Below are 24,502 nucleotides of genomic sequence, written 5' to 3'. Positions count from 1 at the left end.
GGTCGGCTGAGTGATCAGCTTCGGCCGTACTTGCGGTGCGCAGCCTGTTTCGTCACGCCGAGCGCGCTCGCGATCGCCTGCCAGGAGTACCCTGCATTGCGTGCGCGGCGCACCTGGGCTTCCTCGCTGCGCGCGATCTCCTGCCGGGCGCCGGCGAGCCGATGCAGTTCGGCCAGGGGCTCGCCCCCGTCTTCCTGTGCGATCGCGGTCTGCAAAGTCATGAGTGGACCTCCTCCTGCGTCAATACTTGTTGACTCAGGAACTTTTGTCAACAGAGGTTGACGTCACGTGCTTCGAAGAGCACAAAGGGCTGCATTTCGCGAGGAAATGCAGCCCTTTGCGCTCCTTGAAGGGAACGGGGAGCTACAGCTCGACCGCGGCCGCGAGCCCGAGGTCCTCCTCGTAGTCGATGTCCTTCGTCTCCGGCGCGAAGATCAGCGCGATGAACGTCAACACGGCCATCGCCGACAGGTAGAAGCCGACCAGCCACGGCTCACCGCCGGCTGCGGCCCACAGGGCGACGGCGATGATCGGCGCCACCGCGGCACCGAGGATCGACGAGACGTTGTAGGAGATCGCTGAGCCGGTGTAGCGGACGTTCGTGGGGAAGAGCTCGGGCAGCATGGCCCCCATCGGCCCGAAGGTCGCACCCATCAGCAGGAAGCCGACGATGAGGAAGATCTGCGTCATCGTTGCGGTGAGGGCCGGTGTCGCCTGCGGCAGGAGGAAGAAGTTGAACGTGAGTCCGAAGAGCACGATCGCACCTGTGACGCCCAGCAGGAGTTTGCGGCGGCCGATCCGATCGGCGAGCGGACCGCTGACGAGCGTGAAGATACCGAAGAACACCACACCCACGATCTGCATCAGCACGAAGTCGGTATAGCCGAATCCGAGTCCGGGATAGAACTGATCGGCGAACGCGGCGGCGTCGAAGTCCTTGCCCGCTGCCTCGGCGGCGGCTTGGGCTGCGGCGGATGCCGTGTCGAGCGAAGCCGCCTTGGTGCCGTAGCTGAGGGTGAAGTTCGTCATCAGGTAGAACAGCACGTACGTGGCCAGCATGATGAATGTGCCGAGGATGAGGTGCCACCAGTGGTGCCGGAAGACGGTGGCGAGGGGAAGTTTGCGGATCGCGCCCTTCTCGGTCGCCTTCGTGAAGGTCTCGGATTCCACGAGCTTCAGACGCACCCACAGGCCGATGATGACCATGACGGCGGAGAAGAGGAACGGGATCCGCCAGCCCCAGGCGAGGAAGGCTTCGGACTTCAGCGCCGGATTCTCACCGTGCGGCAGCAGCCAGTTGATGGCGAGGAAGATCCCGTTGGCGATGATGAATCCCAGCGGTGCGCCGAGCTGGGGGAAGGTGCCGTACCAGGCGCGTTTGCCCTTCGGTGCGTTCTCGGTGGCGACCAGCGCCGCGCCCGACCATTCGCCGCCGAGCGCGAATCCCTGCGCCAGGCGCAGAATCAGCAGCAGAAGAGCTGCGACCCAGCCGATCTGCTGGAACGTCGGGAGCAGCCCGATGATGAAAGTCGCGATGCCCATCGTGAGCAGGGAGGCGACGAGCGTCGCCTTGCGACCGAACTTGTCGCCGAAATGTCCGAAGACCATCGCGCCGATCGGGCGCGCCACCATCGCGGCGCCGAACACCGCGAACGAGGCAAGAAGGGATGTGGTGTCGTTCCCGGTCGGGAAGAACAGCACGGGGAACACGAGCACGGCTGCCGTCGCGTAGGCGTAGAAGTCGTAGAACTCGATGGTCGTGCCGACCAGACTCGCCGTGATGACCCGTGAGCGCGGGTTCGCGGGCGCTGTTGCAGTGCTCAAGAGTGCTCCTCCGATCGTCGCTCCGTGCGGAGCACGTGGGAGTTTACGCCTTCCTGAACGTCAGCTGTGCGAACCCGGCGCGCGTCATTCCTCCGTGTCGCCCAGAGAGAGCTCCGCGACGAAACCAGCGCGCGGCGCGAGCAGCTGGTCGAGTTCGAGAACGACCAGCCGGTTCGTGCCGGCCTTCGTCGCCGGCGACGGGACGTACATCGTGCGCTGCGGTCCGTTGCGCCAGTAGCGGCCGAGGAAGAAGCCGTTCACGAACGCGTAGCCCTTGCCCCAGCATGAGATGTCCAGGAACAGATCCGAAGAGGATTCCAGCGTGAACTCGCTCGTCCATGCGTTGGCTCCGGCGACGGCGGGAGCCTCTCCTGCGCGTTCGGCGACGTCGGCAGCGATGCTCGCGACATCGAGTGGCGTTGCGCGCCAGCCATGCAGCGGCACATCGTCGAGAGTCGGGGTGCCGATCAGGCCCTTCTCCTCGCCGAGGCGCTGGCCGTAGTTCACGCGACCCTGATCCTCGACGAGGATGCTGAGGGTGTGCCCGGCAGGAATCGAGATCGCCCGGTCGTGACGCATCCGCGAGAGGGTTCCGACGTTCTGGCCGTCGACGCTGACCCAGCCGATGTCGCGGACGCCGTCGATCCGGAGCACGCCACCCGCGGAGTCCGGCAGATCGATGTCATAGCGGATGAGGGAGCTGAGGTGATTCAGGTCGTCGAAGGTCGCCGGGGCGTCGGTGGGCGCAGCGGATGCCGTGGCATCGGTCCACGCGCCCGATGGGGTGAGCGGCACGGTGAACACCGGTGCCGCTGCGGGCTGTTCGGGCAGGTCATCCGGCACGGGGGCGTACTTCTCTATCACGTCACGGAACGCGAAGAACTTCGCGGTGGGGTTGCCCGCCTCGTCGAGGGGAGCGTCGTAGTCGTACGACGTGGCCAGCGGAAGGTAACGGCCTTTGTGATTCGCGCCGTTCGTGAGGCCGAAGTTCGTGCCGCCGTGGACCATGTAGATGTTCACCGAGGCTCCGGCGGCGAGGAGAGCATCGAGCTCTTCCGCGGCGACGGCCACATCGGTGGTGTGGTGCACACCGCCCCACCAGTCGAACCAGCCGTCCCAGAACTCGGAGCACATCAGCGGGCCGGTCGGCTGGTGCCTGCGAAGGGTCGCCAGGCGCTCGTTGCTGCGTGAGCCGAACGAGCCGGTCCGATGAAGGCCGGGAAGGCTGCCATCGTCGAGCATCTGGTCGATGGGCTGGTCGACTGTGGTGAGCGGAACGGTGATGCCGGCGTCCCGGGTGACCTCGACGAGCGCCTCGAGGTAAGCCTTGTCGGAACCGTACGCTCCGTACTCGTTCTCGATCTGCACGAGCACCACGGGTCCGCCGTGATCGATCTGGCGCGGGGCGACGATCTCATACACGCGGCGCAGGTAAGCGCTGACTTCGGCGAGATATGCCGGCTCGGAGGAGCGCAGCTCGCGGCCCGCTCCGGTGAGCCAGGTCGGCAGCCCGCCGTTGTGCCATTCCGCGCAGATGTAGGGACCGGGGCGCACGATGGCATCCATGCCCTCGGCATGCACGAGGTCGAGGAACCGGCCGAGATCGTTCCAGCCGCTCGCGTCCCATTCCCCTCGTCGCGGCTCGTGAGCGTTCCACGCGACGTAGGTCTCGATCGTGTTGAGACCCATCAACCGCGCCTTGCGGATGCGGTCCTGCCACTGATCCGGGTGCACGCGGAAGTAGTGGAGGGCGCCGGAGATCACGCGGTGGGGCCGGCCGTCACGGAGGAAGTCGGACTCGCCGATGGAGAAGGAGGTCACGTTGTAGTGCTTTCGATCATGGTGGGGCGGGCGGGATCGAATCCCGCCCGCCCGGTTCGGAGGTTACTTGTTGACGGTGAAGCCCTGCGCGTTGCCGTATTCGGCGAGCGCATCCTGCCAGGCGGCGAGACCCTCGTTCAGGTCGGTGCCGTTCTGGTACGACTGACCGACGGTGTCGCCGAAGATGCTGTTCGCGTAGACCTGGTAGGGCAGGTAGCTCCAGTCCTCGACCACGTCGTCTGCAGCCCCGGCGAGAACTTCGTTGATCTTCTGGCCGCCGAAGTACTCGGGTGCGTCGCTGAGGAACTCCTCGCTGGACAGTTCGGCCGTCGTCGACGGGAAGCCGCCGCTCTCGAGGAAGATCGAGATGCTCTCCTCGGAGTTGTTCAGCCACCACAGGAAGCCGGCTGCGAGCTCCGGGTTCTTGCTCTGCGACGTGACAGCCTGGCCGCCGCCACCGTTCTCAGCGCTTGCTGCGGTGCCGTCGTAGGTCGGCATCGGTGCGACCCGCCAGTCTCCGGCGCCGTCGGGGGCTCCGGAGATGAGGTTGCCCGGCATCCAGGCTCCGATCACCAGGGTCGCGAGGCTGCCGTCGCCGAGGGCGCGGAACCACTCGTCGCTCCAGCTGCCGTAGGGAGCCAGGAGATCTTCCTCGACGAGGCGGTTCCAGTTCTCGGTCCACTTCTTGGTTCCGGCGTCCGCCAGGTCGAGCGTGACGTCGGTGCCCGACGTCTGGAACGGCTGTCCGCCGGCCTGCCAGATCATCGAGGTCGCGAAGCCCGCGTCGCCGATGTCGTTGGTGATGTACGCGGACGGGTTGGCGGCGTGGATCGTCTTGGCGGCCTCGTAGTACTCGTCCCAGGTGGTCGGTACGGCGACGCCAGCGGCGTCGAAGACGGCCTTGTTGTAGAACAGTGCCATGGGGCCGGAGTCCTGCGGCAGGCCGTAGATCGCGTCGCCGTCGGTGACGGAGTTCCAGGTGGAGGCGGTGTAGTCGTCCTCGAAGTCGGCGAAGCCGTACTGCGACAGATCGGCGAACGCGTCGGTGAGCGCGAACTGCGGGAAGGCGTAGTACTCGATCTGCACGACGTCAGGCGCGCCGGAGCCCGCCTTGATCGCGTTCTGCAGCTTGGTGTACTCCTCGTTGTTGGTACCCGCGTTGACGAGGTTCACCTTGACGTTCGGGTACTCCTTCTGGAACGCCTTGACCTGTGCCTCCGCAGAGGGGGTCCAGGACCAGTAGGTGATCTCGCCGCCGGTCTCGAGCGCCGCCTCGACGGAATCGAATGAGCCGTCGCCGCCGGTGCTGCCGTTGCCGTTATCGGTGCCCGCGCTGCAACCGGCGAGCGCCAGCGCCGCTACGGTTCCCGCTGCGAGCGCTGCAAGAGCGCGTCGGGCAGCGGGGGAAGGGAGGTGCTTCATTGCTGTGTCCTTTCGGGAGGGTACGGCCCTTCGGTGGGCCGCCGTTTTGGTGCAGGGGAGCGGCGCTACTGCTTGACGCTTCCCGCGGTGAGTCCTGACTGCCAGAAACGCTGCAGCAGCAGGAACGCGATGACGATCGGGATGATCGTGAGGAGGGATCCCATGATCACCAGGTTGTAGATCGGCTGGGATCCGGCACCGATGGCCTGGGCGCTCCACTGGTTCAGGCCGACGGTGAGGGGGTACCAGGCCGGGTCGGAGAGCATGATCAGGGGCAGGAAGTAGTTGTTCCAGGTCGCGACGACCGTGAAGAGGGCGACCGTCACGATGCCGGGAGCGAGCAGCCTCATCGAGATCGTGAAGAAGGTGCGGAACTCTCCGGCGCCGTCGATGCGCGCTGCCTCGAGCAGCTCGGTGGGGATCGACTCGGTGGCGAACACCCAGATCAGATACAGCCCGAACGGGCTGATCAGTGACGGGATGATGACGGCCCAGGGGGTGTTCGTGAGGCCGAGCTCGCTGAAGAGCAGGAACGTCGGGACCGCCAGTGCCGTACCGGGGACCGCGACCGCGCCGAGCACGATCGCGAAGACCGCACGGCGGCCGGGGAAGCGGTACTTGGCGAGTCCGTAGCCCGCCATCGTCGCGAGCAGTGTCGCACCGCCGGCGCCGACGACGACGTACAGGAGGGTGTTGCCGAGCCAGCGCAGGAAGATGCCGTCGCGGTAGGCGAACGTCGCGGCGAGGTTGTCGAAGAACGCGAAGTCGTCAGCGAACCACAGCCCGAACGAGCTGAAGAGGCCGGCCTGGGTCTTGGTCGCGCTGAACAGCAACCAGATCAGCGGCACGAGGGTGTACAGCGCGTAGATGACCATCACGAGAAGCAGCGTCTTGGACGAGCGCGGGTTCATCGCGTCGTGGCGCTTGCGTGGGGGGCGGGCAAGGGCGATGGCCATTTCAGCGCACCTCCGACTTCGAGCCGCGCAGCTGCACGACGTAGGCGATCACGGCCGTGATGACGCCCATGATGATGGCGATCGTCGCGGCGTAGTTGAACTGCTGCCCGGCGAACGAGAGGTTGTACGCGTACATGTTGGGCGTGAAGAACGTGGTGATCACGTTCGGGGCGAGCGGGCGCAGGATGTTCGGCTCGTTGAAGAGCTGGAAGCTGCCGATGATCGAGAAGATCGTGGCGATCACGAGCGCTCCGCGTACCGACGGGATCTTGATCGAGAAGATCGTGCGCCAGGCGCCGGCGCCGTCGAGGGAGGCCGCCTCGTACATGTCGGTGGGGATCGTCTTCAGCGAGGAGTAGAAGATGAGCATGTTGTAGCCCACGAACTCCCAGGTGACGATGTTGCCGATCGAGAGCAGCATCCATTCCTTGGCGAACGGTGTGAGCGCCTCGAATCCGAGGAAGTCGTTGACGTTGGCGGTGAGCCCGAACTGATCGCCGTAGATGTAGCCCCACATCAGGACTGCGACGACGGCGGGGACGGCATAGGGCAGGAAGATCAGGATGCGGAAGAAGGATGCTCCGCGCAGTCGCGCACTGTCGAGCGCGAGCGCGGCGCCGAGCGCGAGGGCGAGCATGATCGGCACCTGCACGACGAGGAACAGCACGACGCGGCCGAACGACTCCCAGAACTGGGGGTCGGTGAGGGCACGAGCGTAGTTCTCGAAGCCGACGAATGCGGTGCCGCCGATCAGCTTCTCCTGGAAGAAGCTGAGGTAGAGCGCGTAGGCGAGCGGGGTGAGGAACACCAGGGTGAACACGACCATGAACGGCCCGACGAATGCCCAGCCCTTCCAGTCGAGCTTCTCGCGGCGTCGGAGGCCGGGCGCTCCGAGGGCTGCGGTGATATCAGTCGTCATCGACGAGACCTTCTCTGAATCGGGGCGCCTGGTGCGCCGTGTGTCAACGTCAACATACGCGATGGAATGCTAGTGTGTCAACGTCAACACAGGATGGGTGGTCGATGGTGACAACGGAGACTCCGGACGAGCCGCAGCTGCGGCGTCGAGAGCCGTCCATGGAGGACGTGGCGCGCGAGGCCGGGGTGTCCGGTCAGACCGTTTCGCGGGTCGTCAACGCGCGCGGCTACGTCGGCGCGGCCACTCGCGTTCGGGTCGAAGACGCGATGCAGCGACTCGGCTACCGCCCGAACAGTGCAGCCAGGGCGCTGCGCTCCGGGCGCTTCCGGGCGATCGGCGTGATCATGTTCTCGTTCAACTCGTACGGCAACCAGCGAACGCTCGACGCGATCGCGGTCAGGGCTGCGCAGATGGGCTACGCGCTCACGTTGATCCCCGTGGAATCGAACGCGCAGGAGACCGTGGCCGGCGCGTTCCGCCGAATAGAAGAGCACGCCGTCGACGGCATCATCATCGTGATCGAGGCCCATCAGCTCGATGAGGCGGACGTCGAGATCCCCAACGGGCTGCCGGTGGTGCTCGTCGATTCGAACCGCGGCACGAGTCATCCGTTCGTCGACACCGATCAGGCGCAGGGCGCCCGGTTGGCGACGGAACATCTGCTCGACCTCGGACATGAGACGGTGTGGCATGTCACCGGGCCGACGAAATCGTACTCCGCCGAGCGCCGCCGGGATTCCTGGCGGTCGACGCTCGAATCACGAGGGCGGGTCGTGCCCGACGCGCTCCCCGGTGACTGGACGGCGGCATCCGGCTATCAGGCGGGGGTGCAGCTGCGTGACATCGAGGGTGTGACCGCGGTCTTTGCCGCGAACGACCAGATGGCGATCGGCGTCGTACGTGCGTTCCGCGAGATCGGACTCGACATCCCCGGCGACGTCAGCGTGGTCGGCTTCGACGGACTGCCGGATGCCGCACAGCTGTGGCCTCCGCTGACGACCGTGCAGCAGCATCCCGAGCGCGTCGGTGCGCTGGCGGTCGATACGCTCCTCGCCGAGCTCGACAGCGGGGAGCGCCCTCAGACCTCCCTTGTCGGCACCGAGCTCATCGTCAGGGAGAGCACGGCGCCGCCGCGGAAGAGCTGAGGGTCAACGCCAGAGCAGAGCGAGGGCGGCGTTGGTCACTGTGAGGATGCCGATGAGCCAGAACATCGCCGCGGGCACGGCCTTGCCGCGCTTCTGACGTCCGTAGCCGATGCCGACCAGTGCCCCGACGACGACCAGGATGCCGAACTTCACGCCGATCTTGACGTAGTTCAGGTCATGATCGAGGCCCCACGGAGCCGCCAACGCCAGACCGGCGAGTCCAGCGATCGCCAGGCCGTAGTCCATCATCTTCGTGATCTGCCGCTTGCCGCCGAAGGCCTCCACGGCCCACGATCCGAAGAGGACGGCGAAGCCGATGAGGTGGACGAGCAGGACGATCAGGCGCAGGGTCTCCATGCCCCTCACCGTACGCCAGCGGACTCATCCGCCGCCAGATAGGTGAGCCTCAGATTCAGCCGCGCAGTTCGCGGATGACGAGGGCGGTGCGCAGCGCAGCATCCGCAGCTTCAGCGCCCTTGTCCTCCTTCGAGCCCTCGAGGCCGGCGCGGTCGAGTCCCTGCTGCTCATCATCGAGGGTCAGCACGCCGAAACCGACCGGCTTGCCGGCATCCAGCGAGACGCGGGTGAGCCCGTCGGTCGTGGCTGCAGACACGTACTCGAAGTGCGGGGTGCCACCGCGGATGATCACGCCGAGGGCGACGACGGCGTCGGCTCCGCCGGCGAAGGCGGCCTGTGCGGCGACGGCCAACTCGAACGAACCGGGTACGCGCACGAGGCGGTGCGATGCCTTGGCGTCGTTCAGCACACGTTCAGCGCCGACGATGAGGGCCTCGCTGATGACCTCATGCCAGGTGCCGGCGATGATGACGACGTTCAGTCCGCGTCCGTCGATGTTGTCGGTGGCCGGTGCTCCTGCGCCGCTCATGAATTGCCCTTTCCGTTCGCGAGAGCCTCTGCGAGGTCCGCCTCGCCGATGATGTGACCCATGCGATCGCGCTTGGTCTCCAGGTACTGGTGGTTGTTCGGGCCGACGCCGACGATCAGGGGGACCTGTTCGATGACGTCGAGTCCGAGCTCACGGAGCTGCGTGACCTTGTCGGTGTTGTTCGTCAGCAGACGCACCTTCGAGATGCCCAGATCGCTGAGGATGCCGGCCGCCGCCGCGTACTCGCGGGCATCGGCGGGGAGGCCGAGGGCGAGGTTGGCGTCGACGGTGTCGAGCCCCTCTTCCTGCAGGCTGTAGGCGCGCAGCTTGTTGATGAGGCCGATGCCGCGCCCCTCGTGGCCGCGCATGTAGATCACGACGCCGCCGTGCTCGTCGATCTCGTCGAGTGCGGCATCCAGCTGAGGACCGCACTCGCACTTCAGGGAGCCGAAGGCCTCTCCGGTCAGGCACTCGGAGTGCACGCGCACCAGCGCCGTCTCGGTCGGTTCGCCCGAGACGACGGCGATGTGGTCGGTGCCGGTCACGCGGTCCTTGTACGCGAGGAAGCGGAACGTGCCGTGAGTGGTCGGGACGGTGGCATCGGCGCGCAGGCTGACGCGACGGCTCTTGCGTTTGTGCGCCACCTCGTCTCGCGGGTCGTGTTCGTTGAGATACGCGATGAGCTGCTCGATCGTGATCACCGGGATGCCGTCGCGTTCGCCGAGCTCGATCAGTCCCGGCATGCGCATCATGCTGCCGTCCTCGGCGACGACCTCGGCGATGGCGCCGACCGGACGGAGCCCGGCGAGGCGCATCAGTTCGACGGCGGCCTCGGTGTGACCGCTGCGCTCGCGCACGCCGCCGTCGACGGCGCGGAGCGGCAGGACGTGACCGGGGCGGATGATGCTGGTCGGCGTCGACGCCGGATTCGCGAGCACGTTCAGCGTGTGCGCCCGATCCGAAGCGCTGATGCCGGTCGTCACGCCTTCCGCGGCATCCACACTCACCGTGTACGCGGTGGAGCGGGAGTCCTCATTGGACTCCACCATCGGCTGCAGGTTCAGGCTGTCTGCGAGATCCGCGGGCATCGGCGCGCAGATGAAGCCCGACGACCAGCGCACCGTCCACGCCACCCATTCCGGGGTGGCGAGTTCGGCTGAGAGGATGACGTCGCCCTCGTTCTCGCGGTTCTCATCGTCGGCGACGAGGACGGGGCGTCCGGCGCGCAGCGCGTTGAGCGCCTCGGGGATGGTGGCAAGGCTCATCGCGAGCCTCCTTCCTGTGCAGACCGGAAGGCGAGCAGGCGCTCGACGTGCCGGGCGAGGATGTCGGTTTCGAGATTGACGCGGTCGCCGACCGCGCGCGAGCCGAGTGTGGTCGCGACGAGGGTCTCCGGGATGAGGGAGACCTCGAACCAGGCTTCGGGCGTCGGGGGCGAGCTGACCGCGCTCACGGTGAGAGAGGTGCCGTCGACGGAGATCGACCCCTTGTCGACGACGAGCGGCGCGAGATCGGCGGGGAGGCTGATCCGCAGCACGCTCCACTGGGCGCCGGGGCGCACCTCGAGCACGACGCCCGTTCCGTCGACGTGCCCTTGAACGATGTGTCCGCCGAGTCGCGCGCCGACCGGCATCGCCTTCTCGATGTTGACGCGGGTCCCGACCGTTGCTCCGCCGATCGCGGCGACGTCGAGCGTCTGCTTCATCACGTCGGTGTCGAACGTCTCTGCCGTCGATCCCACGACGGTGAGGCACACGCCGGAGACGGCGATCGACTCGCCGTGCACCGCGTCCGCAGCTGCCTTCGGAGCCCGAACGGTCAGTCTCCAGCCGTCGCCGGCCGGTGCGATGGCGGTGATCTCGCCGATCTCTTCGATGATTCCGGTGAACATCAGCTGGCTCCTTCGTTCTCGTTCTTGTCCTCGCCGGAGGATGGCGTCGGGTGACCGACCGCCAGCACGTCGGCGCCGAGCGGCAACCACTCGTCGATCGTCAGGCGACGAGCCGCGGCGATCGTCGGGACGGCGATGTCGGTGAGCGCGAGGCGATGGCCGCCGAGCAGCACCGGTGCGAGGTAGACGAGAACCTGATCGACCAGGTCGGCCGCGATGAACGCGCTGGCGAGCGTCGGTCCGCCCTCGATGAACACTTTCTGGATGCCGCGGGCATGCAGATCTGCGACGACGGCGTGCAGATCCCTGGTGTCGTAGAACAGGGGCTGGTGCGGGTGGCGGCGCAGTGCGGCGTCTGCCGGAGTGGTGCGTGAGCCGATGACGACGGGGACCGGCTGGTTCGGGTGGAGCGTCTCGCCGATGCGCGCGGTGAGGGCGGGGTCGTCGGCGATGACCGTGCCGGTGCCGACCACGATCGCGTCGGCCTCGGAACGTCGCCGGTGCACGTCGGCGCGGGCGGCAGAGCCCGTGATCCATTGACTCGTGCCGTCATCGGCGGCGGCACGCCCGTCGAGGCTCTGCGCCCACTTCACCGTGATCTGCGGCCGTCCGAGTCGCTGAGCGGTCAGCCAGTCGGCGATGAGATCGCGAGCGGCATCGGCCTGCTCACCGGCATCCACAGACACACCGGCGTCGCGAAGTCTCTCCGCTCCACCGCCGGATTCGGCGCCGGGATCGGCTGCGGCGTAGACGACACGGGAGATGCCCGCCTCGATGAGGGCGACGGAGCAGGGGCCGGTGCGCCCGGTGTGGTTGCAGGGTTCGAGCGTGACGACAGCGGTCGCTCCGCGAGCGGCACCGGGTGCGAGATGGGAGAGGGCATCGACCTCGGCGTGCGGCGTGCCCGCGCCGTGGTGCCAGCCCTCGGCGAGGACTTCGCCTGTGGGGGAGAGGATGACGGCGCCGACCTGCGGGTTCGCGCCGCGGGGGCCGAGGGAGGCGAGTTCGAGCGCGCGACTCATCGCCGTGCGTTCTGCCTCGTTCACTGCCATCCGTCTGTCCTTCGATGAGGCTCCGGGGGTGGCAGAAGACGCGCTGGCGCCTCGTGCTGCCTCCCATCCGGACTAGCGAGGTCTCCCTCGCATCACCGTCGGTCCCGGAATTTCACCGGGTCAGCGCCTCGGTTTCCCTCGACGCTCGCGGACTGTCACCGCCGGTTCGGATTCTCACCGACCCCGGAGCACGTTGTTGCTCTGAGTGTAGTCAACGCGTCTGAATGGATTTCATTCCCGGTATCGCGGTCATTTCAGCAGTCGTGACAGTCGGCGGTCGGCCAGAGGCTTGCCGCCGGTCTGGCACGTGGGGCAGTACTCGAGTGAGCGGTCGGCGAAGAACACACTGCGCACGGTGTCTCCGCAGACGGGGCATGTCTCGCCCCTGCGGGCGTGCACCTGCATGCCTCGACGTTTGGCGTCCTTGAGGTCGGCCGGTGGTTTTCCGGATGCTTCGGCCACCGCATCCCGCAGAGTGGTCTGCATCGCTGCGAAGAGGCGTTCGACCTCTTCGGCATTCAGCTTCCCGGCGTTGGCGTATGGCGACATACGAGCCGCATGCAGGATCTCGTCGGAGTAGGCGTTGCCGATGCCGGCGATGACCGACTGGTCTCGCAGCAGTCCTTTGATCTGTGTCCGGCGACCCTCGAGCAGCCCTGCGAAGACGTCGAGGGTGAAGCTCGGATCGAGGGGGTCGGGTCCGAGTCGAGCGATCCCCGGAACGTCTTGCGGGTCGCGCACCACGTACACGGCGAGCGACTTCTTCGTGCCGGCTTCGGTGAGGTCGAAGCCGCTGCCGTCGTCGAGCGCGACGCGCAACGCGATCGGCGACTTCCCCGGCCTGATCAGCGTGGTGGGCACGGTCTCGTACCAGCGCAACCAGCCGGCCTTGGCGAGGTGGAAGGCGAGATGCAGGTCGCCTGCACAGGACAGCACGACGAACTTGCCCAGGCGCGTGGATGCGGTGATCTCGGCATTCTGCAGCGCGGTGATCGGCGGATCGTAGGTCTTCAGCGCGGAGATCGCGGAGACGGTCGCGCGAGAGATCGTGCGCCCGACGGCGCGCTCGCCGAGGAAATCGGTCAGGCCCTGGACTTCCGGCATCTCCGGCATGGATTCATCTTGTCATCGGCATCCGACACTGTCACCCGGTCTGTGCGCCCTCGGCATCCTGGGGCCCATAAGGACTGGGCCGGGTCGCTCGCCCACCGGGGATCCTCGGGTCCTGGCGCCTGCGCGCTCAGCTTTCCGGCGACACGATCGCGCGGAGCGCGGCGACGTGCGCCGCGTAGGCGCCACCTCCCCGCGCGGTCAGTCTGACCCATGTGCGTTGCCTGCCGAACGTCGCGGCCTTGTGGATCGACACATAATCCGCCTCGGCGAGAACCTTCAGATGCTTGCTCACGACAGAGTCGGCGACGCCGAGCGCATCCCGAAGCGCCGCGAACTCGACCTCGCCAGGGATCGCATCGAGCATCGCGAGGATGCGCAGACGCTGCGGCGCGTGCACGATCTCATCGAACTGCGGCTCCGTCACGGTGTGACCCGAGACGCTTCCCACCGGCGATTGAGGATGGCAGAGCCGAGGCCGGCGGCGATGCCTCCGGCGAGGGCGGTGAGGAGGATGGTCCAGGAGGGGCGTTCCGCGAGGTGCAGCGCCGCGGCCGCGAGCACCGGCAAGGCGGCGAGTACCGCTGCCCACGCCCAGAGCCACGCAGGCCATGCCCGGCCAGGCACAGAGGTGCCCGTCACTCGGCGGTGCGCGCCGATCACGGCCAGGTCGGCCACGAGCACGCCGAGAATCGCGGGCAGGAACCACCACGTGCCCGTTCCGAGGCCGACGATGAGAACGAGGAGGGCGACGAGTGCGCCGACCAACCAGAAGTACCAGCGTGGAGTGCGGATGCGCCGAACGATCGACGCGCGCGCCTCGGCTATCGAGCCGAGATCGCCTGCGGAGGGATGACCTTCTGTTTCCATGATGGAAAGTTTCACACTTTCCATCATGGAAAACAAGCGTGTGGGGAACGAGCGCGCCATCTTCCGGTCGTACCGCGTGCGACATCGCGGCCCAGTGTCGTCGGCCGCGGCTAGGCTTGTCCGGTGACTGTTCCGGGGATTCTGCGCGCCTTGGAAGAGGCGACCCTTTATCGTGACGCCCTCACCTGGGCGCAGACCGATGCGGACCTCGGCCTCGTCGATGGCTTGGACGCGCCGACGCTCGCCGGCCTCCTCGAACGGCGGCGAGATGCCGGGCATCCGGCGGCGCTGCTCGTCGTCGCGCCGACCGGCCGGCGCGTGGAGAGCCTTTCCCTGGCGCTCGGCGCCTATATGCCGGATGCCGATGTGCTCACCTTCCCCGCATGGGAGACCCTGCCGCATGAGCGTCTGAGCCCCAGCCCCGACACGGTGGGGCAGCGCCTGCAGACCCTTCGTCGCATCGCCGATTGGTCCGGCGAGCGTCCGCTCATCGTCGTCGCCTCGGTGCGGGCGGCTCTGCAGCCGATCGCGGGAAATCTCGGTGAGATCGCCCCGCTCGAACTCCGCGTCGGGACCCGCCGCAACGATCTCGAGGTCGTCGCCGAGCAACTCGTCGAACGTGCGTACTCGCGCGTCGACATGGTGTCTCGACGCGGCGAGTTCGCCGTCCGCGGCGGCATCCTCGATGTGTTCCCGCCCACGTCGGAGCATCCTTTCCGCGTCGAGTTCTTCGGCGACGAGATCGATCAGATCCGGGCGTTCTCGATCGCCGATCAGCGGTCCCTCCCCGGTGACGTCGCCGGGGTCGATCTGCCGCCCAGCCGCGAACTGCTGCTCACCGCTGATGTCCGCGACCGGGCACGTGCGCTCATCGGCGGCTTCCCGGCGATCGCGGGCATGCTCGAGAAGATGGCCGAGGGCATCCCGGTCGAGGGCATGGAATCGCTCCTGCCTGCCGTCGCAGGTCCCTTGAAATCGCTCGCCGAGTACCTGCCGGCCGGAAGCGCCACGGCGATCGTCGACCCGGAACGCTCCACCGCGCGGGCGATCACCCTGGGCGACACCAACCGCGAGTTCCTCGATGCCGCCTGGAGCGCGGCGACATCCGGAGCGTCCGCTCCGATCGATCTGGGGGCCGGTGACTTCCTCACCGTCGCGCAGTTGCGCGAGGTCGTGCGCGAGCGCGGCGGCGTGTGGTGGCGGCTCAGCCCGTTCGGCATCGGCCTGGGCGAGGGCGACGATGAGGCGGCGAACCTCGACGCCTCCGTCATCCCCTCCTTCCACGGCAACGTCGACGGCGCGATCGATTTCGTGCAGGCGCTGGTCGGAGACGGCTGGCGCGTGGTCGTCATCGCCGCAGGTCACGGCCTCGTCGATCGCGCCCGCGACGTGCTCGCGGATCGGGGCATCGCCGCGCGCGTGGTGGAAGACCTGGGCGACCTCCCGGATGCGGGGATCGCGACGCTCGTCACGGGATCGGTCGAGGCCGGATTCCAGATTCCGCAGGCGAAACTCGCCGTCCTCACCGACAACGAGTTCTACGGGCGCACGATCGGCGGCGACCAGCGGGTCGTCAAGAAGCTCGCATCCCGCCGCAAGAACGTCGTCGACCCGCTGCAGCTGAAGACCGGCGATTTCGTCGTGCACGGCACCCACGGCATCGGACGCTTCGTCGAGATGACGAAGCGCGAAGTGTCGACCGGCGGCCGCAACGCGACCAAGTCGATCCGCGACTATCTCGTGCTGGAGTATGCGCCCTCCAAGCGCGGCTACCCCGGCGACAAGCTGTTCGTGCCCACCGACCAGCTCGATCTGCTCTCGAAGTACGTCGGTGGCGAAGCACCGACGCTCTCGAAGATGGGCGGCAGCGACTGGGCACAGGCGAAGGGCAAGGCCCGCAAGGCGGTCCGCGACATCGCCGTCGAGCTCGTCAAGCTGTACTCGGCGCGGATGAGCGCGAAGGGCTACGCGTTCGGACCGGACACCCCGTGGCAGCGCGAACTCGAAGAGGCGTTCCCGTTCGCGGAGACGCCGGACCAGCTGCAGACCATCGACGAGATCAAGGCCGACATGGAACGGCCGATTCCGATGGATCGACTGCTCTCCGGCGATGTCGGCTTCGGAAAGACCGAAGTCGCGGTGCGTGCCGCGTTCAAGGCGATCCAGGACGGCAAGCAGGTCGCGATGCTCGTGCCGACGACCCTGCTGGTCAAGCAGCATCTGGAGACGTTCACCGAGCGCTTCGCCGGGTTCCCGGTGAAAGTGCGTCCGCTGTCGCGATTCCAGACCGACAAAGAGGCCCGGCTCACTCTCCAGGGGTTGCTCGAGGGGTCGGTCGACATGGTGATCGGCACCCATCGCATCCTCACGGACCAGATCATCTTCAAGGATCTGGGGCTGATGATCATCGACGAGGAGCAGCGCTTCGGTGTCGAGCACAAGGACGCGCTGAAGAAGATGAAGACCAACGTCGACATCCTCGCCATGAGCGCGACGCCGATCCCGAGGACGCTCGAGATGGCGGTGACCGGCATCCGCGAGATGTCGACCCTGCAGACCCCGCCGGAGGATCGGCATCCGATCCTCTCGTTCGTCGGACCACGCAGCGACAAGCAGATCACGGCGGCCATCCGCCGCGAGATCCTCCGCGAGGGCCAGATCTTCTTCGTGCACAACCGCGTCCAGTCGATTCAGCGGGTCGCGGCGCAACTCGCCGAACTCGTACCCGAGGCGCGGATCGCCGTCGCTCACGGGCAACTGGGGGAGCATCAGCTGGAGCAGGTCGTCGACGATTTCTGGGAGCGGAAGTTCGATGTGCTCGTATGCACGACGATCGTCGAGACCGGCCTCGACATCTCGAACGCGAACACGATCATCATCGATCGGGCCGACAAATACGGACTCTCGCAGCTGCATCAGCTGCGCGGACGAGTCGGCCGAGGGCGCGAGCGGGCCTACGCCTACTTCCTCTATGACGAGATGAAGCCGCTCTCCGAGACCGCGGCCGACCGACTGCAGACGATCGCGGTGAACAACGACCTCGGCTCGGGCATGCAGGTGGCGCTGAAGGATCTCGAGCTGCGCGGTGCGGGTAACCTCCTCGGCGCTCAGCAGGCCGGGCACATCGCGGGCGTCGGTTTCGATCTGTACCTGCGGATGATCGGCGAAGCAGTCGCGACCTTCCGCGGGGAAGAGGTCGAGACCGGAGCGGAGCTGAGGCTCGAGCTGCCGCTGGATGCCCGGATCCCCGAGGACTACATCGACAGCGAACGGCTGCGCCTGGAGGCGTACCAGAAGCTCTCTGCCGCCTCCACAGCGACGGCGAAGGACGACGCGATCGACCTCGTCATCGAAGAGCTCACCGATCGCTACGGCACACCCCCGGCCGAGGTCGCGGGGCTGCTCGCGGTCGCGCGTCTGCGTCGACGCGCCGCGCGGGCGGGCCTGACGGATGTCGTGGTGATGGGGTCGAATCTGCGGATCGCACCCGCCCGCCTCGAGGACTCCATGAAGGTGCGCCTGCAGCGCCTCTATCCGAAGGCCAAGCTCGTCGCCGGGGGAGAGGCGCTGGTCGTTCCGATGCCGACGGTCGCTTCGTCGATCGGCGTCGGGGTCGAACCACTGGAGGATGCAGAGTTGCTGGCCTGGGTCGCCCAGCTGTTCACGGCGATCTTCCCGGAGCCGGTCAAGGCCGAGTAGCGCGGGGAGCATTTTTCCCACCCGGATGCCGCGCGCAGCGGCACCCGGACGACTAGTCTGACGTCATGTTGTACGAGCACCTCGGGGCCCAGCCCCGGATCCATGACACCGCCGTCATCGCTCCCACCGCCGTGATCTCCGGCGACGTGACGATCGGCGCCGACTGCCAGGTGCTGCACGGCGCCGTGATCACCGCGGAGGGCGGACCGATCACCCTCGGCGAGAACGTCATCGTGATGGAGAACGCGATCGTGCGCGCGAGCTCGGCGAATCCCGTGCACGTCGGCGATCACGTGCTCATCGGACCCGGGGCATCCGTCTCCGGAGCAGTCATCGGTGACGAGGTGTTCCTCGCCACCGGCACCAGGGTGTTCAACGGCGCGCACATCGGGGACCGCGCGGAAGTGCGGATCAACGCGGTCGTGCACCTGCGCACGGTGCTTCCGGAGGACGCGGTGGTGCCGATCGGCTGGGTGGCGGTCGGGGATCCGGTCCAGGTGCTGTCTCCGGACCGGCACGAGGAGATCGCCGCCGCACAGCGCGAGCTCGACTTCCCCGGCTACGTGTTCGGGGTCGACCGGGACACCCCCGACGTCATGGTGCAGCTCACGGAGCGGTACGGACGCTCCCTCGCCCGCCATGCCGACGATCGCGAGATCACCGAGTAGCGGCATCCGCTCTCCGCGCGGATCGCAGAAGAGCGCTTCGATCGCAGAGAATCCGGCGATTGCTGCGATCGAAGCGCGTTCGTGCGATCGGCGCGCGTCTCAGATGACGCCCTGCGCGAGCATCGCGTTCGCAACGCGCTCGAAGCCGGCGATGTTGGCTCCGGCGACGTAGTCGCCCGGCGCGCCGAATCGCTCGGCCGCCTCGAACGCGGCGCCGTGGATGTCGCCCATGATCTCGCGCAGCCGGTTCTCGCTGTCGGCGAAGCTCCAGCGCTGGCGGGATGCGTTCTGACTCATCTCCAGAGCCGAGGTCGCGACCCCGCCGGCGTTCGCCGCCTTACCGGGCGCGAACAGCACCCCCGCCTTCTGGAAGCGGTCGACCGCGTCGGGTACGCACGGCATGTTGGCACCCTCGGAGACGGCGCGCACTCCGTTCGCGATCAGGGCCTCGGCATCCGCCGCGCTGATCTCATTCTGGGTGGCAGAAGGGATCGCAATGTCGACGGGCACCTCCCAGACGCTGCCGTTCTCGATGAAACGGGCGCTGGGCCGCCGCTTCGCGTACTCCACGATCCTGGCGCGCTCGACCTCCTTGAGCTGGCGGAGCAGTGCCAGGTCGATTCCGGCATCGTCGACGACGTAGCCGGAGGAGTCGGATGCCGTGACCGCGGTCGCGCCGAGCTGCGTGGCCTTCTCGATCGCGTAGATCGCGACGTTGCCCGAGCCGGAGACGCCCACTCGCTTGCCCTCGAACGATTCGCCGTGCACGGCGAGCATCTCCTGGGCGAAGAACGCGGCGCCGTAGCCGGTGGCCTCGGTGCGTACTTCGGCGCCACCCCAGCCCTTGCCCTTGCCGGTGAACATTCCCGACTCGTGGCGGTTGGTGACCTTGCGGTACTGACCGAACAGGTAGCCGATCTCGCGCCCGCCGACGCCGATGTCTCCTGCGGGCACATCGGTGTGTTCACCGAGGTGCCGGTAGAGCTCGTTCATGAACGACTGGCAGAAGCGCATGACCTCGGCATCCGACCGGCCGTGCGGGTCGAAGTCCGAGCCGCCCTTGCCGCCGCCGATGCCCTGACCGGTGAGCGCGTTCTTGAAGATCTGCTCGAACCCGAGGAACTTGATGATCGACAGGTTCACCGAGGGATGAAAGCGCAAGCCGCCCTTGTACGGGCCGAGCACGGACGAGAACTGGATGCGGTAGCCACGGTTCACGTGGAGGCGACCGGCGTCGTCGACCCACGGCACCCGGAACATGATCTGACGCTCCGGTTCGACCAGACGCTCGAGGATCCCACCGTCGATGTACTCCGGGTGGTGTTCGAGAACGGGCGCGATCGACTGCAGCACTTCGTGCACGGCCTGATGGAATTCGGGCTCGTGCGGGCTCCGGGAGAGCACCGTTTCGAACACGGGCTGCACCGGTGCGGCGAGCGGATGGAAAACGGCGGGGGTGGTTTCGGTCACGCGGAAAGCCTTCTCAAGGTGGGGATGACGGATTTATCCGAGGCGCGGCATGGCGCCGGTCACCCGGTGTTCTGCAGGCCGGCCGCGACTCCGCTGACGGACAGCAGCAGGAGCCGCTGCTGCTCGGCATCCGCTCCCGAGCCCTCCGGGGCTGTGGCCGCCGAGGAGCGGAGCGCCCGAAGAGCACGCAGCTGCAGCAGCGACAACGCGTCGACGTAGGGACTGCGCAGCTGCACAGCGCGCTGCAGGATCGGCTTGTTCTCCAGCAGGCGGTCTCCGCCGGTGAGCCGGATGACCCATTCGCGGGTGAGGGCGAGCTCGTCCAGCACGAGGGCGGCGAGGTCGTCGCGGTCGCCGAGCGCGAGGTACTGGCGGGCGATGCGCTCGTCGGTCTTCGCCAGGCTCATGGCGACGTTGTCGACCATCGTGCGCAGCAGCGGCCACTCCCGGTACGCCTCGGCGAGCAGCGCCTCGTCGCCGATGGCCTCGAGTGCGGTACCGAGTCCGAACCAGCCGGCGAGGTTGATGCGGGCTTGCGTCCACGCGAACACCCACGGGATGGCTCGGAGGTCTTCGAGGGACTCGACGGAGAGGCCGCGGCGCGCGGGTCGCGAGCCGAGCGCGAGCAGTCCGATCTCCTCCATCGGGGTGACCGTCGCGAACCACGGCGCGAAGCCCTCCGCCTTCACGAGCGAGAAGAAGCGCTCCCGCGAGGCGACGTCCATGACGGCGGCGATGTCCGCGTAGCGCGCGGCGGCGCTGCTGGTGCGCGCCTCGACGGTGGGCGACGAGGCGAGCAGCGTCGCTGCGGCGACCTGGTCGATGTGGCGCATCGCGATGGCCGGCTCGCCGTAGCGGGCGAAGATGACCTCGCCCTGTTCCGTGAGCTTGAAACGTCCGTCGACGGAGTGCGGTGGTTGCGCCAGGATCGCGGAGTTCGCCGGTCCGCCGCCACGGCCGAGAGCCCCGCCGCGGCCATGGAACAGGGTGAGCGTGATGCCCGATTCCTGCGCCCACTGGGCGATCTTCTCCTGTGCCTCGTACAGGGCGAGGTTCGCGGCGACCGGCCCGACGTCCTTCGACGAGTCCGAGTAGCCGAGCATGACCTCGAGGCGATTGCCGGTCGCGGCCATCCGCGCCTGGAACTCGGGGAACGTGACGACCTCGGCGAGGATGTCGGGTGCGGCCTGCAGGTCGGCGAACGTCTCGAACAGGGGCACCACATCGAGCACGAGCGCATCGTCGCCGAGCGCGTGGCGGGCGAGGCGGTGCACTGCTGCGAGATCGGATGCCGCCTGCGTGAACGACACCACGTAGCGGCCGGCGGCACGCAGGCCGTAGTCGCGTTGAATGTCGGCGATCGCGCGGAAGACCTCGAGTACCTCTTCGGTCTGAGCGCTGACGGCCTCGCCGCTCTCCAGCTCGGCGAGCGCCTTCGCGTGCACCTGGGAGTGCTGGCGGACCTCGAGTTCGGTCAGGTGGAAGCCGTAGGACTCGACCTGCCAGATCAGATGCTGGATGCCGCCGAAGGCATGGCGTTTCGCCCCGGCATCCGCCAGCGAGGTCTGGATGACGCGCAGGTCGTCGAGCAGCTCCTCGGGGGCACCGTAGCCCAGGGAGCCGGCGCGACTGCGCGTCGCGGCGACCCGCCGTGCGAGAGCGAGGAGCACCCGCCGGTGAGGTTCGCCGGGGGAGCGCGTGGCGAGGTCGGCGGCGACCGACGGTTCTGCGGCCGCGAACGCGTCCCACAGGGCGACGACCGCGGCGCTCGACGGAGTGTCCTCGGCGTCGAGGGTGAGGGTGCGGCCGATCCGCTCGAGCGCGCGCTCGAGTCCGCGCAGCACGTGATCGGAGGCGATCTGCGCAGCCTCTCTAGTGACGGATGCCGTCACGAAGGGGTTTCCGTCACGGTCGCCGCCGACCCAGGAGCCGACCCGCACGAAGGCGGGGACCACCGGTGCGCTCGCGCCGGACTCGTCGCCGCGCAGGGCGTCGTCGATCCGGCGGTACACGTGCGGCACGGTGGTGAAGAGCGTCTCGTCGAAGACGCCCATCACGGTGCGGACCTCGTCGGTCGGCGACGGCTTCTGCGCGCGCAGCGGAGCGGTGCGCCACAGCGTGTCGATCTCCTCCAGCATCCGTCGCTCGGCACGTTGCTCCTCGGCGCCGTCGACGCTCGCCGCATCGTGCTGCGTGAGCAGTTCGGACAGACGGCGGATGCTGGACGACACGGCCCGGCGACGGGCCTCGGTCGGATGCGCCGTGAACACGGGGTGAAAACGCAGCTCCTCGAGCCGCCGTCGCGCTTCGGTATCGCCGACCTCGCTCCGCAGCCGCGCATAGGCGGTGGCGACGGTGTCGGCGGCATCCTCACGCCCCGGCTGTCCTGCGCGCTCGCGGAGGACCCGGACGCGCTGGTGCTCCTCGGCGAGATTGACCAGATGGAAGTAGCAGGTGAAGGCGCGGGCGACCTCGTCGGCGCGGGCGACGGAGAACGACTCCGCGATGGTCGCGGCGCGGTCGAAAGCCTCAGGCGTCTCCTGGTCGTATGCCTGGATGGTGGCGAGCCGCAGGCGCTCGACGTCCTCGAAGAGGCCGTCGTCGCCGGACTCGCGGAGCACCCGGCCGAGCAGGCCGCCGAGCATCCTGACGTCGGAGCGCATCTGCTCCGGAATGCCGCGGCCCGCTTCGAAGCGTCCGATGACGCGGATGGCCTCGGTGTTCGTGGGCTCGGAGAAGGTGTGTTCGGGGGTCACTTTTCGAGCGTATCCGGGTCTCGCCCACACGCGTGACCAACGGGTTTCCCCGGCGTAACAAACGCCGCGTCGGGGGGCGCTCTACGATGGACGGAATGCGTATCTCGGCGAACCCCCTCCGCGGACAGCAGTTCCCCGCCGTTCTCCTGCTCCTGGCAGCAGGACTCGGTCTCCTGCTGGCGAACCTTCCCACGCATGACGCCCTCGCGGCCGTGCTCGACTTCCACATCGCGGTGCCCGGCACCGGACTCGACCTCTCCGTCGCGCATTGGGTGTCCGACGGTCTGCTCGCGATCTTCTTCCTCGTCGTGGCGATCGAACTGCGCCACGAGCTCACCCACGGTGAACTCGACTCGCTGCACAAGGCGATGCAACCGGCGATCGCGGCGGCCGGCGGTGTGCTCGTTCCGATCGCGGTGTATCTGCTGTTCGCCGGCGGTGGCGACACAGCATCGGGCTGGCCGATCCCGACGGCGACCGATATCGCATTCGCGCTCGGCGTGCTCGCGATGTTCGGCAAGGGGCTGCCCGCCGGCGTGCGGGTCTTCCTGCTCGCCCTCGCCATCCTCGACGACATCATCGGCATCATCTTCATCGCGGTGCTGTTCGCCCGTGACGTGCAGTGGGTTCTGCTCGGGCTCGCGCTGGTCGCTGTCGTCGCGTTCGCGCTACTGAGTCGCCTGCTGCACAAGACCGGTCATTCCGGCGTCGCCGTGGCGATGGGCGTGCTGGGTGTCGTGACCTGGGGACTCGTCGCGGCATCCGGCATCCACGCGACGATCGCAGGCGTGCTGCTCGGACTGGTGATGTCGCCGGTGCCGGCGGAGCGGGTCCGGCATGCCCTGGAACCCGCCGTGAACGGCTTCATCCTGCCGCTGTTCGCCTTCGTCGCGGCATTCGTGGTCATTCCCGCCCTCTCGCCGAGCGAACTCTCACCGGCGTTCTGGGGCATCGCCGTGGCGCTGCCGGTCGGCAAGATCGTCGGAATCAGTCTGTTCGGCTGGGTGGCGATGCGCATCCGGCCGAAGGGCACCAAGCCCGCGTTGCCGTTCGCAGACATCCTCGCTGCCGGCGCACTCGGCGGCATCGGCTTCACCGTGTCGCTGCTGCTGGCCAACCTCGCGTTCGCCGATGATGCCGTCGTCCGCGACCAGGCCATTCTCGGCGTGATCGTGGGATCGTTCGTGGCTCTCGTGCTCTCCGGCGTGATCGTGTCGCTGCGGTCCAGGTGGTATCGACAGGTCGCTGCGGCGACATCGTGAGATCCGGGGCGACTGCCCCGGCCGAAGGGAGAACCGTGTCTCCGCACTCCGACCGTCGCGACGGCGTACCGGGCGCCGACCCCTTGCGGGTCGCCGCCGAGACGATGCGCGAGGTGCGCGAGAGGTGCGTGTGGTCCGAGCGCATCACGCACCGTGACCTGATTCCGTACCTCATCGAGGAATCGCACGAGGTGATCGACGCGGTCGAGAGCGGTACGCGCGCCGATCTGCGCGAGGAACTCGGCGACCTGCTCTGGCAGGTGCTGTTCCACGCCGCGATCGCCGCTCAGGATCCCGACGATCCCTTCGACATCGATGACGTCGCGCGTACCTTGACCGCCAAGATGGTGCGTCGGCATCCGCACGTCTTCGCCGGTGAGATCGCGCGCACTCCCGAAGAGGTGCTCGTGCACTGGAACGCCGCGAAGGCTGCGGAGAAGCGCGCGAGGACGAGCGTTCTCGACGGCGTTCCACGGGGGATGCCAGCGCTCGCGCTCGCGCAGAAGCTCGCCGGCCGCGCGGCCGGCGTGCGCGTCTCCGTGCCGGAGCCCGTCGGGGCGCCGGCATCCGAAGCCGAACTCGGTGACGCCCTGCTGGCGCTCGTCGCGACGGCCAGGGCCAACGGCTGGGACGCCGAGCGCGCCCTCCGCGAGCGGCTCCGGGCGCTGGAGGACGAGGTGCGCCAGGCCGAGGCCTGACCGCACCGCGGCGTGGATGCCCGGCGGACCTGGAAGGATAGATCCGTGGCTAC

21 protein-coding genes and 1 riboswitch are annotated in these 24,502 nt (G+C 67.8%); of the genes, 5 read left to right on the top strand and 16 right to left on the bottom strand.

Features of this window, described 5'->3' with window-relative positions; all coding sequences use genetic code 11:
- Positions 1 to 14: 14 nt before the first annotated feature.
- From MRBLWO13_RS18135 to MRBLWO13_RS18110, 6 genes are all read right to left on the bottom strand, one after another.
- Entirely contained in the window at positions 15 to 221 is a 207-nt protein-coding gene (locus MRBLWO13_RS18135) for an AsnC family protein (protein WP_341975483.1), read from the bottom strand.
- A gap of 142 nt (positions 222 to 363) precedes the next feature.
- Positions 364 to 1,824: an MFS transporter gene (locus MRBLWO13_RS18130; protein WP_341975482.1), complete on the bottom strand. Its 1,461-nt coding sequence runs from the start codon at positions 1,822 to 1,824 to the stop codon at positions 364 to 366.
- An 84-nt stretch (positions 1,825 to 1,908) separates the two neighbouring features.
- A complete protein-coding gene (locus MRBLWO13_RS18125; RefSeq protein ID WP_341975481.1) occupies positions 1,909 to 3,645 on the bottom strand; it encodes a beta-galactosidase family protein in 1,737 nt (578 codons plus the stop codon).
- Between the two features lie 63 nt (positions 3,646 to 3,708).
- Positions 3,709 to 5,067, bottom strand: coding sequence for a sugar ABC transporter substrate-binding protein (locus tag MRBLWO13_RS18120; RefSeq protein WP_341975480.1), 1,359 nt, complete (start codon positions 5,065 to 5,067; stop codon positions 3,709 to 3,711).
- 65 nt (positions 5,068 to 5,132) lie between these two features.
- Positions 5,133 to 5,978: a carbohydrate ABC transporter permease gene (locus MRBLWO13_RS18115; RefSeq protein WP_341978494.1), complete on the bottom strand. Its 846-nt coding sequence runs from the start codon at positions 5,976 to 5,978 to the stop codon at positions 5,133 to 5,135.
- Between the two features lie 46 nt (positions 5,979 to 6,024).
- Positions 6,025 to 6,942, bottom strand: coding sequence for a sugar ABC transporter permease (locus tag MRBLWO13_RS18110; protein ID WP_341975479.1), 918 nt, complete (start codon positions 6,940 to 6,942; stop codon positions 6,025 to 6,027).
- Between the two features lie 158 nt (positions 6,943 to 7,100).
- On the opposite strand from MRBLWO13_RS18110, the gene MRBLWO13_RS18105 reads away from it, so the two are divergent.
- Positions 7,101 to 8,087, top strand: coding sequence for a LacI family DNA-binding transcriptional regulator (locus tag MRBLWO13_RS18105; RefSeq protein WP_341978491.1), 987 nt, complete (start codon positions 7,101 to 7,103; stop codon positions 8,085 to 8,087).
- Between the two features lie 3 nt (positions 8,088 to 8,090).
- On the opposite strand, the gene MRBLWO13_RS18100 is transcribed toward MRBLWO13_RS18105, so the two are convergent.
- The 8 genes from MRBLWO13_RS18100 to MRBLWO13_RS18065 all read right to left on the bottom strand — a co-directional run bounded on the left by MRBLWO13_RS18100 (position 8,091) and on the right by MRBLWO13_RS18065 (position 13,896).
- A complete protein-coding gene (locus tag MRBLWO13_RS18100; protein ID WP_341975478.1) occupies positions 8,091 to 8,444 on the bottom strand; it encodes a Fe-S protein in 354 nt (117 codons plus the stop codon).
- A 55-nt stretch (positions 8,445 to 8,499) separates the two neighbouring features.
- Positions 8,500 to 8,973, bottom strand: coding sequence for a 6,7-dimethyl-8-ribityllumazine synthase (gene ribH, locus MRBLWO13_RS18095; protein WP_341975477.1), 474 nt, complete (start codon positions 8,971 to 8,973; stop codon positions 8,500 to 8,502).
- Positions 8,970 to 10,238 carry a GTP cyclohydrolase II gene (ribA, locus tag MRBLWO13_RS18090; RefSeq protein WP_341975476.1) on the bottom strand — a complete coding sequence of 423 codons (1,269 nt, stop codon included), beginning with the start codon at positions 10,236 to 10,238 and terminating at the stop codon, positions 8,970 to 8,972. The genes ribH and ribA overlap by 4 nt, the downstream gene beginning before the upstream one ends.
- Positions 10,235 to 10,864 carry a riboflavin synthase gene (locus MRBLWO13_RS18085; protein WP_341975475.1) on the bottom strand — a complete coding sequence of 210 codons (630 nt, stop codon included), beginning with the start codon at positions 10,862 to 10,864 and terminating at the stop codon, positions 10,235 to 10,237. Before MRBLWO13_RS18085 ends, ribA begins: the two co-directional genes overlap by 4 nt.
- A complete protein-coding gene (ribD, locus tag MRBLWO13_RS18080; protein WP_341975474.1) occupies positions 10,864 to 11,916 on the bottom strand; it encodes a bifunctional diaminohydroxyphosphoribosylaminopyrimidine deaminase/5-amino-6-(5-phosphoribosylamino)uracil reductase RibD in 1,053 nt (350 codons plus the stop codon). The genes MRBLWO13_RS18085 and ribD overlap by 1 nt, the downstream gene beginning before the upstream one ends.
- A gap of 50 nt (positions 11,917 to 11,966) precedes the next feature.
- A riboswitch (FMN riboswitch) is annotated at positions 11,967 to 12,111 on the bottom strand.
- 54 nt (positions 12,112 to 12,165) lie between these two features.
- Positions 12,166 to 13,029 carry a DNA-formamidopyrimidine glycosylase family protein gene (locus MRBLWO13_RS18075; RefSeq protein WP_341975473.1) on the bottom strand — a complete coding sequence of 288 codons (864 nt, stop codon included), beginning with the start codon at positions 13,027 to 13,029 and terminating at the stop codon, positions 12,166 to 12,168.
- A 127-nt stretch (positions 13,030 to 13,156) separates the two neighbouring features.
- Positions 13,157 to 13,453, bottom strand: coding sequence for a transcriptional regulator (locus MRBLWO13_RS18070; RefSeq protein WP_341975472.1), 297 nt, complete (start codon positions 13,451 to 13,453; stop codon positions 13,157 to 13,159).
- Positions 13,450 to 13,896, bottom strand: coding sequence for a hypothetical protein (locus MRBLWO13_RS18065; RefSeq protein ID WP_341975471.1), 447 nt, complete (start codon positions 13,894 to 13,896; stop codon positions 13,450 to 13,452). The genes MRBLWO13_RS18070 and MRBLWO13_RS18065 overlap by 4 nt, the downstream gene beginning before the upstream one ends.
- A 123-nt stretch (positions 13,897 to 14,019) precedes the next feature.
- Here MRBLWO13_RS18065 and mfd point away from each other — a divergent pair, with 123 nt between their 5' ends.
- Both mfd and MRBLWO13_RS18055 read left to right on the top strand, forming a co-directional pair.
- Positions 14,020 to 17,595, top strand: a complete 3,576-nt coding sequence (gene mfd / locus MRBLWO13_RS18060) for a transcription-repair coupling factor (protein WP_341975470.1) — start codon at positions 14,020 to 14,022, stop codon at positions 17,593 to 17,595.
- A 65-nt stretch (positions 17,596 to 17,660) separates the two neighbouring features.
- Positions 17,661 to 18,263, top strand: coding sequence for a gamma carbonic anhydrase family protein (locus MRBLWO13_RS18055; RefSeq protein WP_341975469.1), 603 nt, complete (start codon positions 17,661 to 17,663; stop codon positions 18,261 to 18,263).
- Positions 18,264 to 18,362: 99 nt separating this feature from the next.
- Here MRBLWO13_RS18055 and gdhA read toward each other — a convergent pair whose 3' ends face one another.
- Positions 18,363 to 19,733 (bottom strand): NADP-specific glutamate dehydrogenase, encoded by a 1,371-nt coding sequence (gene gdhA / locus MRBLWO13_RS18050; RefSeq protein WP_341975468.1) that lies wholly within the window; start codon positions 19,731 to 19,733, stop codon positions 18,363 to 18,365.
- 59 nt (positions 19,734 to 19,792) lie between these two features.
- Positions 19,793 to 22,489, bottom strand: coding sequence for a phosphoenolpyruvate carboxylase (locus MRBLWO13_RS18045; protein ID WP_341975467.1), 2,697 nt, complete (start codon positions 22,487 to 22,489; stop codon positions 19,793 to 19,795).
- Positions 22,490 to 22,584: 95 nt separating this feature from the next.
- Between MRBLWO13_RS18045 and nhaA the strand changes: the two genes are divergently transcribed.
- Positions 22,585 to 23,751: a Na+/H+ antiporter NhaA gene (gene nhaA / locus MRBLWO13_RS18040; RefSeq protein ID WP_341975466.1), complete on the top strand. Its 1,167-nt coding sequence runs from the start codon at positions 22,585 to 22,587 to the stop codon at positions 23,749 to 23,751.
- Positions 23,752 to 23,855: 104 nt separating this feature from the next.
- On the top strand, positions 23,856 to 24,449 hold the full coding sequence (locus MRBLWO13_RS18035; RefSeq protein ID WP_341978488.1) for a MazG family protein: 594 nt from the start codon (positions 23,856 to 23,858) through the stop codon (positions 24,447 to 24,449).
- The last annotated feature ends 53 nt before the right edge of the window (positions 24,450 to 24,502 follow it).

Source organism: Microbacterium sp. LWO13-1.2, assembly GCF_038397725.1.
Lineage (GTDB): Bacteria > Actinomycetota > Actinomycetes > Actinomycetales > Microbacteriaceae > Microbacterium.
Note: the sequence above shows the minus strand (reverse complement) of the source record. Positions and strands in the feature narration are given on the sequence as shown.

Coding starts and splice junctions, on each gene's coding strand:
- MRBLWO13_RS18135 (WP_341975483.1), bottom strand. CDS start 221: ATGACTTTGCAGACCGCGATCGCACAGGAAGACGGGGGCGAGCCCCTG.
- MRBLWO13_RS18120 (WP_341975480.1), bottom strand. CDS start 5,067: ATGAAGCACCTCCCTTCCCCCGCTGCCCGACGCGCTCTTGCAGCGCTC.
- MRBLWO13_RS18115 (WP_341978494.1), bottom strand. CDS start 5,978: ATGAACCCGCGCTCGTCCAAGACGCTGCTTCTCGTGATGGTCATCTAC.
- MRBLWO13_RS18110 (WP_341975479.1), bottom strand. CDS start 6,942: ATGACGACTGATATCACCGCAGCCCTCGGAGCGCCCGGCCTCCGACGC.
- MRBLWO13_RS18105 (WP_341978491.1), top strand. CDS start 7,101: ATGGAGGACGTGGCGCGCGAGGCCGGGGTGTCCGGTCAGACCGTTTCG.
- MRBLWO13_RS18100 (WP_341975478.1), bottom strand. CDS start 8,444: ATGGAGACCCTGCGCCTGATCGTCCTGCTCGTCCACCTCATCGGCTTC.
- ribH (WP_341975477.1), bottom strand. CDS start 8,973: ATGAGCGGCGCAGGAGCACCGGCCACCGACAACATCGACGGACGCGGA.
- ribA (WP_341975476.1), bottom strand. CDS start 10,238: ATGAGCCTTGCCACCATCCCCGAGGCGCTCAACGCGCTGCGCGCCGGA.
- MRBLWO13_RS18085 (WP_341975475.1), bottom strand. CDS start 10,864: ATGTTCACCGGAATCATCGAAGAGATCGGCGAGATCACCGCCATCGCA.
- ribD (WP_341975474.1), bottom strand. CDS start 11,916: ATGGCAGTGAACGAGGCAGAACGCACGGCGATGAGTCGCGCGCTCGAA.
- MRBLWO13_RS18075 (WP_341975473.1), bottom strand. CDS start 13,029: ATGCCGGAGATGCCGGAAGTCCAGGGCCTGACCGATTTCCTCGGCGAG.
- MRBLWO13_RS18065 (WP_341975471.1), bottom strand. CDS start 13,896: ATGGAAACAGAAGGTCATCCCTCCGCAGGCGATCTCGGCTCGATAGCC.
- MRBLWO13_RS18055 (WP_341975469.1), top strand. CDS start 17,661: ATGTTGTACGAGCACCTCGGGGCCCAGCCCCGGATCCATGACACCGCC.
- nhaA (WP_341975466.1), top strand. CDS start 22,585: ATGCGTATCTCGGCGAACCCCCTCCGCGGACAGCAGTTCCCCGCCGTT.
- MRBLWO13_RS18035 (WP_341978488.1), top strand. CDS start 23,856: ATGCGCGAGGTGCGCGAGAGGTGCGTGTGGTCCGAGCGCATCACGCAC.